7 protein-coding genes are annotated in these 12845 nt (G+C 49.8%); 4 read left to right on the top strand and 3 right to left on the bottom strand.

Annotation, left to right across the window (positions count from 1 at the left end; translation table 11 throughout):
• Window positions 1–90: 90 nt before the first annotated feature.
• On the bottom strand, window positions 91–1626 hold the full coding sequence (lysS, locus tag E1189_RS14060; protein WP_155160962.1) for a lysine--tRNA ligase: 1536 nt from the start codon (window positions 1624–1626) through the stop codon (window positions 91–93).
• Window positions 1627–1753: 127 nt separating this feature from the next.
• Window positions 1754–2849 (bottom strand): peptide chain release factor 2 gene (gene prfB / locus E1189_RS14055; RefSeq protein ID WP_155160961.1). Its coding sequence is split into 2 segments (ribosomal slippage): window positions 1754–2776 and window positions 2778–2849, totalling 1095 coding nucleotides; the frame shifts between segments, so codons are not numbered across the junction.
• A gap of 483 nt (window positions 2850–3332) precedes the next feature.
• Here prfB and E1189_RS14050 point away from each other — a divergent pair.
• Window positions 3333–4406: a hypothetical protein gene (locus tag E1189_RS14050; RefSeq protein ID WP_155160960.1), complete on the top strand. Its 1074-nt coding sequence runs from the start codon at window positions 3333–3335 to the stop codon at window positions 4404–4406.
• Between the two features lie 69 nt (window positions 4407–4475).
• On the opposite strand, the gene recJ is transcribed toward E1189_RS14050, so the two are convergent.
• Window positions 4476–6230 (bottom strand): single-stranded-DNA-specific exonuclease RecJ, encoded by a 1755-nt coding sequence (recJ, locus tag E1189_RS14045; RefSeq protein WP_155160959.1) that lies wholly within the window; start codon window positions 6228–6230, stop codon window positions 4476–4478.
• Between the two features lie 2044 nt (window positions 6231–8274).
• On the opposite strand from recJ, the gene E1189_RS14040 reads away from it, so the two are divergent.
• The 3 genes from E1189_RS14040 to E1189_RS23950 form a co-directional block, all read left to right on the top strand.
• Window positions 8275–8925, top strand: coding sequence for a hypothetical protein (locus tag E1189_RS14040; protein ID WP_155160958.1), 651 nt, complete (start codon window positions 8275–8277; stop codon window positions 8923–8925).
• Window positions 8926–9422: 497 nt separating this feature from the next.
• Window positions 9423–10061 (top strand): hypothetical protein, encoded by a 639-nt coding sequence (locus E1189_RS14035; RefSeq protein WP_155160957.1) that lies wholly within the window; start codon window positions 9423–9425, stop codon window positions 10059–10061.
• 1691 nt (window positions 10062–11752) lie between these two features.
• A partial coding sequence (locus E1189_RS23950; protein WP_196221436.1) for a hypothetical protein occupies window positions 11753–12845 on the top strand: 1093 nt, incomplete at its 3' end.

Raw genomic sequence — 12845 nt, 5'->3', positions numbered from 1 at the left:
GAGGTGGCTACCCCCACATCTGGTCACCCGACTTTGCTCGAGCCAGCCCTTCTCGTGAAAGGCTGGCCCAATTGACTCTATCAGCTCATATTACGCTTCTGGGCGCATATGAGGGAACAGAATCACGTCACGAATAGACGGAGAATCTGTAAACAGCATGGCCAGACGATCAATACCGATACCTTCACCGGCAGTCGGTGGCAGACCGTATTCCAGAGCGCGCACGTAGTCTGCATCGTAGTGCATGGCTTCGTCGTCACCAGAATCCTTCTCGACCACCTGCTGCATAAAGCGCTCGTGCTGATCTTCAGGATCGTTCAACTCAGAGAAACCATTCGCCAGCTCACGACCACCTACAAAGAACTCAAAGCGATCAGTAACGTGAGGGTTGTCGTCGTTCCGACGAGCCAGCGGAGAGACTTCAGCAGGATACTCAGTGATAAAGGTTGGCTGCATCAGGCGGTGCTCGGCCACTTCCTCAAAGATTTCTGTCTGAAGCTTGCCCAGGCCCCAGGTTGGCTTCACTTCAATGCCAAGCTCTTTAGCAATAGCTTTCGCCTGCTCGAAGTCAGTCACCTGCTCTTCAGTAAATCTGGAATCGTAGTGCAAGATAGACTCTACCATCGTCATGCGCACGAATGGCTTACCAAAATCGTATTCCAGGGTCTCGGTCACTTCACCTTCAGTGTTGCGGATAGTGTTGGTGATAACGGTGGTACCCAGAATGTTCTGTGCACAAGTGCGCAGCATGTCTTCTGTCAGATCCATCAGATCCTTGTAGTCCGCGTAAGACTGGTAGAACTCCAGCATAGTGAACTCAGGGTTGTGACGAACGGACAGACCTTCGTTACGGAAGTTGCGATTGATTTCAAATACACGTTCAAAGCCGCCTACAACCAGACGCTTCAGGTACAGCTCTGGCGCGATACGCATGTACATATCGATATCCAGGCTGTTGTGGTGAGTCACGAATGGGCGCGCAGACGCACCACCTGGAATCACCTGCAGCATAGGCGTTTCAACTTCCATGAAATCACGCTCAACCAGATAACGACGGATGCCTTCTACCAGCTGGGAGCGCACACGAAAGACTTCACGGGACTTCTCGCTGGTGATCAGATCAACATAACGCTGGCGGTAGCGCATTTCGATATCCGCCAGACCTTTATGCTTCTCTGGCAGTGGGCGCAGAGCCTTGGTCAGCAGTTCGAACTCTTCAATTTCAACGAACAGGTCGCCTTTACCGGAGCGCTGCAGGTTACCGGAAATACCAATAATATCACCCAGATCCAGCGTCTTGATCTCGGCCAGCACAGCCTTGTCCAGGGTCTTGCGGTTGACATAAGCCTGAATGCGACCAGTCATGTCCTGCAGCACCATGAACGCGCCGCGGTTCAGAACAATACGACCTGCGACGCTGGCACGTTTACCGGCAGCTTCCAGGTCTGGTTTGCTCATATCCTTGCACTCTTCCTGCAGGCGGGCAGCGTAGCTATCGCGGCGGAAGGTGTTTGGATAAGCGTTACGCTCTTTACGAATGGCACCCAGCTTTTCACGACGCAGAGCAATCAGTTTGTTCTCGTCCTGCTGTTCACTGGTGGCATCTGTTACTTTTTCGTTAGACATTGTCTCAGACCTGAAAATCACAAAGCGGGGCTGCAATGATGCCCCGCTTCAGTGGATAAATTTTTTGATGGACTCAATAGTATGACGACTTGGCATTCTCTGCCACAAAGCCGCTAAAGCACAACGATTAGAGCCCCTGCTTGAGGCTGGCCTCAATAAAGCGATCAAGGTTGCCGTCCAGAACCTGCTGTGTATTGCGACTCTCAACACCGGTACGCAGATCCTTGATGCGGGAATCATCCAGAACGTAGGAACGAATCTGGCTACCCCAGCCGATGTCAGCCTTGCTGTCTTCCAGCGCCTGAGCTTCGGCGGTACGCTTCTGCATCTCGTGCTCATACAGCTTGGCTTTCAGCTGCTGCATGGCTTTGTCTTTGTTCTGGTGCTGGGAACGCTGGTTCTGACACGCGCACACAATACCGGTAGGCAGGTGAGTGATACGCACAGCAGAATCGGTGGTGTTTACGTGCTGACCACCTGCACCACTGGAGCGGTAGGTGTCGATACGCAGATCGGATGGGTTGATCTCAATCTCGATATTGTCATCAATTTCAGGAGAGACAAACACAGATGTAAACGACGTATGGCGCCGACCACTGGAATCAAAAGGAGACTTTCGTACCAGGCGGTGAACGCCGGTTTCCGTACGCAGCCAGCCAAAGGCGTATTCACCGGTAAACTGAACAGTCGCAGACTTCAGACCTGCCACCTCACCGGCAGAGGCCTCAATAATTTCGCACTTAAAGCCCTTGTCTTCACCCCAGCGCAGGTACATGCGCAACAGCATGTTAGCCCAATCCTGAGCTTCCGTACCACCGGAGCCGGACTGGATATCCAGATAGGCGTTGTTAGGGTCCATCTCGCCGGAGAACATGCGGCGGAACTCCAGCGTTTCCAGCTGTTCTTTCAGATGGTCCAGCTCGGAAACGACTTCGGTAACACCGTCTTCATCGTCTTCTTCAACAGCCATATCCAGCAGCTCACGGGCATCCTCCAGCCCCTGATCCATGGAATCGATGGTTTTTACAATGCCTTCCAGCATCGAGCGTTCACGGCCCAGCGCCTGAGCATTGTCAGGGTCGTTCCATACCGCAGGATCTTCGAGTTCCCGCTCAACTTCTACCAGCCGCTCTTGCTTCGTGGCATAGTCAAAGATACCCCCTAAGAACGTCAGTACGCTCCGTCATATCCTTGATATCATTCAGGATTGGATTAATTTCCATGGCTGCTTCCAGAAAACTGCTGAGTATTCTTGCGAATACCCTGTAAATAAAAATTAAGAGCGTAAATCTAACAGATTATAATTCTTGAAAAAATAGCCGTTTTCGAGGAAAAACTTTTGCATTGAAGTATGGCTACCTGCCATCTACCTTGAACCTTATTGTGTCCGTGTCTGCGGCCTGCCCCAGCCCAAATAGCAATATCTGACATTCAAAAACACTTGAGAAACTCTTCCACTACGAGATTTGGAGCATATGGATACTCTTATAGTTCCTTTTAGCTCAGAATACCCACCCTCTGAAAAAAACCAAGGAGCCAAGGAGAATTCTACAGTGAAATACTGTTTGACTTATCAGAGGTTTCGTAGGCAAACAGCTCGTTGCAAAAAGACTGTTATTAAGTACCCGGACCATTGCTTTCGCATAATGGTGGCGAGTGGATTTTTTCGCTCTTCAAGGAACAACGTCGGGAGCGTAGCCCGCAACGTGACCAGAGCTGTGACGCAGCAAGGGCGGAAAAAGACGCCGCCAGACTATGCGAAAGCAATGATCCGGGTACTTATAATTTTACTCATTCTCCAATCTTCTACAGCTCTGCCCAGCTCGGAAGAATTTGCCATCAATTTACATGTAATACGGCGGGATCATTTAAATGGCCTTATTTATGGGCAATTAACAGCCGTAACAGAGTCACAGGCTTCCCGTATGAACGTAAAGTTCAGCACACTGGTCAGTGAAGAGAAATGTCAGGAAACTTACTCTTTGGATCAGTGCCTTCCTAAGGGCGAAAGACCGACAAAAGAGGAGCTGGAAGTATCCTTCAGAAAATTTACTAAGATGCCCTGCTGGCAGACTTGTCGAGGTAGCCGCCCTGCCACCTCCAACCTAAAAAAAACAATAAAATTACTCCTCAATGACGACCCATACATGCATATTGTCCAACATTCCGATTCCAAAAAAATGTTAACTCATGACGGCAACTTCAAGTTTCATCAGGAGGTAAAGTCTGGCAGTATCAAAAAGTTAAAATGCAACAAAACTTTTTTCCCCAGCTCCACTCACCGCATGACTTTTGCCTATCAACTGAACCGCTGGCTCAAACATGCTCAAAAAAGTGATTATGGACAGCCCTCCCCTCTCCCCAGATATCTCAGACCATTTAGTAATGAGGGCTATCAAGACTTTTTATTTGGAACCAACTGTTGTACAGGAATCATGGAGGTTAAGGTCAATAGCCAAAGCAGGGGTCCCCACCCGGGGTTGGCCTTTTTTGACTATTCCCATAATTATGCCCTTGTACTGGAGGTATTACCCTCACAAGCACACCAACCGTCAGCCTCTCAATGCTCAGGCTATGGGGAGCTAACAGATATAAAAAGTCCACAAAAAAAACGCGAACACCTTCAAAAAAGCTCAAGCCTACCCAGACTGGCAGGAGAAGTAATAAGGCCGATAACTACGGGAATCTGGCCAAGAGGTGTTGAGTATCTACACCCCGATGGCAGCATACCTGTTGTTTCAAACCCCTTTGGACGTCATCAAAAACCTCGGCAATTTTAGCGTAAGCACCCATTCTGCCAGATAGCGATAGACCATAAGACATTCAGGCAGCCTGAGACGAACGGAGTCTCACACTCCCAAGGGCTCCATGTGTTCAACCATCAACTGAACACTGCGCCGTCCACGGAACTCATTGATATCCAACCTATACACCAGCCGCACCCGTCGGACAGACGCATCTGGCCACACATGGGTATCCACATTAAAGCAGATACCATCTACCCACTCATCACTACCTTCCGCTACAACTACGATTTTGAGATGCTTCCCCCCCAGAAGGCGCTGATCTTTCAGAAAAAACACCCCGTCAAAAACAGGCTCAGGGAAGTTCTGCCCCCAGGGGCCAGCCTCCCGTAAAGCCTCTGCCGTAGCAAGGTTCAGCTCAGACTGCGATAGCGCACCATCAGTATAAAGAGACGATTCCAGTTGCTCAGACGTCAGCAACCGACGTGCCTCCTGATCAAAAGCCTCGGAGAATCGGCCATAATTCTCTTCCCGAATAGTTAAACCCGCCGCCATGGCATGGCCGCCGAATTTCAAAACCAAACCGGGGTAGCGGGTAGACACTGCATCCAGGGCATCCCGCACATGAAAGCCGGGGATAGAGCGGGCAGAGCCTTTAATTTCGCCTTCATCACCGGGAGCAAAAGCAATTACAGGGCGGTGGAGCTTCTCTTTTACTCGCGACGCCAGAATCCCGATCACCCCTTGATGCCAGTCACCCTGAAACAGGCAAACGCCCCAGGGCAGAGCACGCCCCTCGACTTCAGCCTTCTCATCCAGTTCGAGCCTGGCCAAGTCCCGCAGCGCCTCTTCCTTCATGCTGCCTTCAATCTCACGGCGCTCACGGTTCAATCCATCCAGCTGGCTGGCCAGGTGGCGGGCATGGAGAGGGTCGTCAGTGATCAGCAGTTCAATACCGAGGGACATATCGTCCAGCCGCCCAGCTGCATTCAGGCGAGGAGCCAGAGCAAAGCCCATATCGGAAGCCACCAGACGGGAAGGTTCGCGCTTCGCCACTTCTGCCAAAGCCAGAATGCCCGGCTGGGCACGCCCCGCACGGATACGTCCAATACCCTGATGCACAAGAATGCGGTTATTGGTATCCAGCCCCACCACATCGGCTACAGTACCCAGTGCCACCAGATCAAGAAAAGACGCCATATTCGGCTTAGGATGAGAAGTAAACCAGCCACGGCGATCCAGCTCACTACGGACAGCACACAGCACATAGAAAATCACACCCACACCCGCTGTGCTTTTGCAGGGGAACGGGCAGCCCGGCTGGTTAGGGTTAACGATAGCGTCCGCTTCAGGAAGTTCATCACCGGCGAGGTGATGATCCGTCACCAGGACTTTCATGCCTGCGGCTTTAGCCGCTTTCACACCTTCGATGCTGGAAATACCATTGTCCACCGTTACCAGTAAATCTGGTTGCCGCTGCCTGGCTACGTCCACAATAGCGGGAGAGAGGCCATAACCGTACTCAAAACGGTTAGGCACAAGAAAATCAACAGACGCTGCTCCCATGGCCCGCAGAGCCAGTATACCCAGGGCTGAACTGGTCGCCCCGTCAGCATCGAAATCACCGACGATCAAAACGCGCTGTCCCGTTTCGACAGCGTCCGCCAGAAGCATGGCTGCCTTATCAATACCCTTCAGACTTGCGCCACTTTCAAGACTGGTCAGGTTTCGCTGCAATGCCTGGGGGCCACACACACCGCGGGCTCGATAGATGCGCTGAAGAAGCGGGGAAACAGTATTAGGAAAGGGCGTCGAAACAGCCTGCGGCTCAGCCTCGCGCCGGATGATAGTCACCGACATGCTCTTTAGAAATCTCACTCATAGTGTGAACAACATGGTAACACGCCCGATCAGCACAAGCGCCATCTCTGTCTTTGCCCTCATAACACACCTGTTAGGAAAAAAGAGAACTTTGAGAGCCAAGAATTATCCAACCAGTAACGGAGTAAGTTCGCAGGCATTAATGGAATATATGCCTGCTAAGTACCCGGGCCACTGCTTTCGCATAATGATGGCGAGTGGATTTTTCCGATCTTCAAAGAACAACGCCGGGAGCGTAGCCCGCTACGAGACCAGAATTGTGACGCAGCAAGAACGGAAAAATGCGCCACCGGACTATCTGAAAGCAATAGCCTGGGTACTTATAGGCATGGAGGAGTCTAACAATGCAAGTAACAAGTACGCCTGGCGCAGAAAGCACAGAAATAAATATTGGTAATGGATTAACCCTGTATCCAAACTATCCCGTACATGAATGTCCGTTATGCTTTGAGGGTATAGCCATCAAGGTAGTGTGCGCCACACCAGAGCACGCTCTTTGTCTGCCGTGCTATGATCGTTGGTATTCCTCCTCAAGACAAAACAGAGAGTGCACTGTCTGCCGTGTAACAGTCCCCCCCATAGTAAATCAAGTTGTGGAGAAGAATCTGCAAAGAGCCCTCGACAATTCAACAATAAAATGTCAATCATGTCACTGGACAGGACAGTACAGCGCCCGAGGGTCTCATATACTCTGCCTCGATCCAACCGCAGAAATAACAGCAGATACAAGTGTTGCAGCACACCACTCGGCGACAGTGGACGTAGAGATGGGAAGTGGATTAATTCTGTATCCAAACTATCCCGTGCGCAAATGTCCAGAATGTTTTAATGGTTTAGCCACCAAGCTAATATGCTCCACACCAGAGCACGCTCTTTGCCTGCCATGCCATAATCGTCTGCATTCCTCAATACAAAACAGAGGGTGCACTTACTGCCATGAAACAGCCCTCCCCTTGTTAAGGCAATCTGCGGAGGATAATCTGAAAAGAGCCCTCAACAATTCAAAAATGGAATGTCAAACATGTCACTGGACAGGACAGTATGACACCCGAGAGAGTCATACATCCTGTCCCGAGTCAACCAATCCAACGGAAAAAATAACAGTAGCCACAAGTATTCCAGCACACCTTTCGGCGACAACGGCTATAGAGACGGAAGATGGATTAACTCTGCATCCAAACTATCCCGTGCGCGAATGTCCGATATGTTTTAGTGGTTTAGCCATCAAGATAACATGCTCCATACCAGAGCACGCTATTTGTCTGCCGTGCCATGACCGTTGGCATTCCTCAAGACGAGACAAAGGGTGCACTGTCTGCCGTGTAACAGCCCTTCCCTTGTTAAGTCAATCTGCGGAGAGGAATCTGAAAAGAGCCCTCAAAAATTCAAAAATAGAATGTCAAACATGTCACTGGACAGGACAGTACGGCACCCGGGAGACTCATACATGCTGTCCCGAGTCAACCGATGCAACAACAGAAATGGCAGCAGCCACAAGTGTTCCAGCACACCACTCGCAGGTTCGCCCACTTGATATAGAAGAAGATTTCCGCCTTCTGGAAATGGAAAGCAACCCTCAAAGACTATTAACGGGGACACCGGCCTTTAGTAATGAGATGAGATAATGGGAGGTATGGAAAACACACCTGTTAGGAAAAAAGAGAACTCTGAGAGCTAAGAATTATCCAACCAGTAGCAAGATAAATTTGCAATGGCATTAAAGGAAGTATGTGCCTGATACAGGCATGAAATCAACGAATGGAGTCTAACAATGCAAGTAGCAAGTACACCAACACCTGGCACAGAAAGCACGCAAATAGATATTGGTAATGGATTAACTCTGTATCCAAACTACCCCGTGCGCAAGTGTCCGGCATGTTTTAGTGGTTTAGCCACCAGAGTAATATGTACCACACCAGACCACGCTCTTTGCCAGCCGTGTCATGACCGTTGGAATACCCCCCCACTCATAGACAGAGGATGCTTTTTCTGCCTCTCAACAACCCCCGTACTCAGTCAACTTGTGGAGTGGGATATAGAAAGAACCCTCAACAGTTCAACAATAGAATGCCGAAGATGTCACTGGACAGGACATTACGAGGCCCGAGAAACTCATACCTCCTGCCATGGATCAAACAGTACAACGACAGAAATAGAAGCAGGGGCGGATAGCACTGCAACTGATGGTCTGCAGGCCAGCCCGCTCCAGCAGCCAGACCACGACATAGATGAAGGCTTCCGCCTTCTGGAAACCAACCTTCAAGGAGCATTAGCTAAGGCCGAGGCATTATTAACAAAAGACTCAGGGGACTATTCCCGTGCTGCAGAATTAAAAGCCCGGGCTTTACTGGCGATAGACCATAACATTAAAGCTATAACACATTTCCAGCCCCTTTATACAAACTCAGTGACTTTCAATGATCAAAAAAACAATGGACTGGCTCTGGGCAAACACCTTCAGCTCATGGGCGGCATGGATAATCTGAAAACTGCTCTGGACATCTATGCCCGGCTGCGCTGTCAGGCGGCCAGAGGGATGGCAAACACACCCTGCGATGACGTAGACATCGAACTGGCTCTGGCCAGGGTCTACGTGTTCATGGGCTACACAGATAAATCTGAGGGCATCTTTACCCGACTGTACGGAGGAGGGCGAATAGGCTTGAGATTCTGATTGCAAGTCTGGAGGTCAGTCTGCTCCGGCAGGCGCCTCCAGATTATGGGCAGCATCCAACCAGTAACATAACAAATTCGCAATGACATTAAGGAAATATGTGCCTGCTATAGGCATGAAAACTATGAAGGAGTCTAACAATGCAAGTAACCAGTACACAAATAGACCTTGGTAATGGATTAACCCTGTATCCAAAATATCCCGCATGCGGATGTTCGCTATGTTTTAGCCGTTTAGCCACCAAAGTAACATGCGCCGTACCAGAGCACGCTCTTTGCCAGCCGTGCCATGACAGTTGGCATACCCCCAAACTCAAAGACAGAGGATGCGTTTTCTGCGGTATAACAGACGCCATACGCAGTCAAACTGCCGAGGCGGATATTGAAAGAGCCCTCAACAATTCAAAAATAGAATGTCAAATATGTCACTGGACAGGACATTACGACGCTCGAGAGACTCATACCCCCTGCCCCGGGCCAACCGATACAACAACAGAAATGGCAGCAGCCACAAGTGTTCCAGCGCACCATTCGGCAGGTTCGTCCAGGCAGCCAGATCTCGATATAGATGAAGGTTTCCGCCTTCTGGAAGCCAACCCTCAAAGAGTATTAACGGCGACAGCTGCGTTATTAACAAAACACTTGGGAGACCCCCGTGACTATGCCCGTGTTGTTGAATTAAAAGCCCAGGCTTTATTTCTTCTTAACGATTTTGATGGGTGTGTTGAGTACGTCAATTCTCTTTCACAGGATTTGCAAAATACCCAAGAGATGATGATGATTAAAGCCCGGGCTTTACAGGCGAAAGGCCATCTTGTTGAAGCTTTATCACTTTTTCAATTCCTCTATGTAAGATACACAGCATCTTTCGAAGATAGAAAAACCTATGGGTTGGCTATGAGCAAACACCTTCAGCTCATGGGCGGCATGGATAATCTGAAAGCAGCTCTGGACATCTATACCCGGCTGCGCACCGAGGCCGCAGGACGGATGAACACTCCCTCTCAGGACCAAGAGATCGAGCAGGCTATGAGCGTACACCTCCGGATAATGGGCGGCAGGGATAATCTGAGAAAGGCTCTGGGCATCTCTACCCGACTGATGGATATTCCGGCATCAAACGCACGGCTCCAGTAACTCTTGAACACCTTCTCACGATTTCCAGAATCGCTGTTCAAGTGAGCAGAATCTCACTTGAACACGTCTGCAAAACAACTCTTAAGTACCGCTGGATTAATGCAATAAGCGCCATCTCTGTCTTTGCCCTCATAACACACCAGTCAGGACAAAAGAGAACTCTGAAAGCTAAGAGTTGTCCAAATACCCAAGCTATTGCTTCCGCATAATGATAGCGAGTGAGTGGATTATTTCGCTCTTCAAAAGAACAAAGCCGGGAGCGTAGCCCGCTACGAGACCAGAGCTGTGATGCAGCAATAATGAAAAAATACACCGGCAGGCTATGGAAAAATAATGGTTGGAATATTACCAAGCATGAAAGCAATGAAGGAGTCTAGCAATGCAAGTAACAAGTACACCAGCACCCAGGGTAGAAAGCACGCCAATAAATATAGGTAATGGATTAACCCTGTATCCCAACTATCCCGTGCGCGAATGTCCGATATGCTTTACTGGTTTAGCCACCAGGATAACATGCGATGCACCAGAACACGCTATTTGCCAGTCATGCCATGTTCGTTGGCACCGATTACAAAACAGAGGATGCACGGAATGCCGTGAAATAGCTCTCCCCATCTTAAGTCAATGTGCAGAGAGGAATCTGAAAAGAGCCCTCAACAATTCAACAATAGAATGTCAAACATGTCACTGGACAGGAACGTACGACGTCCGAGAGACTCATATACCCTGTCCCGAGTCAACCAGTACAACGACAGAAACAGGGGCAGAGGCAGAGGCAGAAACAGAGGCAGAGGCAGATTCGCTCAGGCAGCCAGATCCCGACGTACATACAGATGGAGGTTTCCAGCTTCAGGAAACCGATCCTCAAAGAGTATTTACGGCGGTAGCGGCCGGGGGAATGGCAAACACACCCAGTGATGACAGGGGCATCGAACTGAGTCTAGCCAGACACCTCCGGTTCATGGGGGAAGCGGATAACCTGAGCTCGGCCTTGGAGATCTTTACCCGGCGTAACAGTTTTCATTGATAGCCTGCAGGAACAAGAGAACGGGTAGCCCGGCTGCCATCTCTGTCTTTGCCCCCTAACACACCTGTTAAGACAAAGAGAACTTTGAGAGCGTAAGATTTATACAAGCAGTAACAGGATAAATTTGCAATGGTATTAATCGAATATGTGCCTGCTACAGGTATGCCAACTATGAAGGAGTCTAACAATGCAATTAACAAGTACACCAATATCTGTTGCAGAATGCAGGCAAATCGATATTGGTAATGGATTAACCCTGTATCCAAGCCATCCCTTGCACGCATGTCCGTTATGTTCTAATGGCTTAGCCACCAAAATAACATGCTCCACACCAGAGCACGCTCTTTGCCGGCCGTGCCATGACAGTTGGAATTCCTCCTCAATACAAAACAGAGGGTGCATGTACTGCTGTGAAACAGCCCTCCCTTTGTTAAGCCAATCTATGGAGAGTAATCTGGTAAGAGCCCTCAACAATTCAACAATAGAATGTCGAGCATGTCACTGGACAGGACATTACGACGCCCGAGAGAGTCATACCTCCTGTCTAGGGTCAAGCAGTACAACGACAGACATTGGGGAAGGGGCGGATAACACAGCATCTGATGGTCTGCAGGCTAACCTGCTTCAGCAGCCAGATCCCGACATAGATGAAGGTTTCCGCCTTTTGGAAACCAACCCTCAAAGAGTATTAACGGCGACAGCGGCGTTATTAACAAAACACTTAGAAGACCCGCGTCAGTATACCCTTGTTGTTGAATTAAAAGCCCAGGCTCTATTCCATCTTGAGGATTTTGATGGGTGCATCAGATACGTCAACTCTCTTCCACAGGATTTGCAAAATATCCAGGGAGTGATGATGGTAAAAGCCAAGGCTTTAAAGGCAAACGGTCATTTCATTGAAGCTTTATCTCTTTTCCAGGCCCTTTATGAAAGGGACCCAGTACATTTCAATGATAAAAAAACCACTGCACTGGCTCTGGCCGAACACCTCCAGTCAATGGGCGGTGTGGCCGATCGGAGAGCAGCTCAGAATATCTATACCCGGCTGCGCACCCAAGCGGCCGGAGGGCAGGAAAACGTACCCTGTAATGACGAGGACATCGAACTGGCCCTGGCCGAACTGGCCCTGATTAAACATCTCAACACCATAGCCGGTGTGGATAATAAGAGAGCCTCTCTGGAGATCTATACCCGGCGGCTGCGCGCTAATGAGACCGAAGATCTGGAGGGTGTCATTGCAGGTCTGAGTGGTATTGGGTTCCAGCCTATCGGCGGCACGGATCATGAGAGAGCCTCTCTGGAGGCCTCTACCCGACTGCGTGATCTGACGGCCAGAGGGGTGATGAGCACCCATCAGGCCAAAGAGATTGAACTGGGTATAGCAAACATTCTCATTGATATGGGTGAATGGAGGCTGTTTGATGAACTGCAACTCGATGCACAGCCGTTTCCAGAATTCGAAACCTGCCTGTGTATCAGCCGCCGGAACCTTCAGGAGTTAACGGAAACAGAGGGCTTCGGACCCGAGCGTTTGGCCCTTCTTGGGAAGGCGTTACATTGGGCATCTCTTGCAGTGGAGCAAACCGGAGGGACAAATGCCCTCTGCCTTCGTCAGCTGGGCCATTGCTTATGTCTCGTATCCTCCTGGCCGAAATCCGGATTGCAAACTTTAGGTATCGAAGAGAAAAAGGAGCATGAGTTCAGTGAGCGATCGGCTCTACTCTTTGCCAAAGCCAATGAACTTATCTCCCATTTGC

The sequence above is a fragment of the Parendozoicomonas verongulae genome, from assembly GCF_009711465.1.
Lineage (GTDB): Bacteria > Pseudomonadota > Gammaproteobacteria > Pseudomonadales > Endozoicomonadaceae > Sansalvadorimonas > Sansalvadorimonas verongulae.
Note: the sequence above shows the minus strand (reverse complement) of the source record. Positions and strands in the feature narration are given on the sequence as shown.

Bases quoted from the DNA above. Each gene is read 5' to 3' on its own strand.
- lysS (WP_155160962.1), bottom strand. From the start codon at position 1,626: ATGTCTAACGAAAAAGTAACAGATGCCACCAGTGAACAGCAGGACGAG.
- recJ (WP_155160959.1), bottom strand. From the start codon at position 6,230: ATGTCGGTGACTATCATCCGGCGCGAGGCTGAGCCGCAGGCTGTTTCG.
- E1189_RS14035 (WP_155160957.1), top strand. From the start codon at position 9,423: ATGGCAGCAGCCACAAGTGTTCCAGCGCACCATTCGGCAGGTTCGTCC.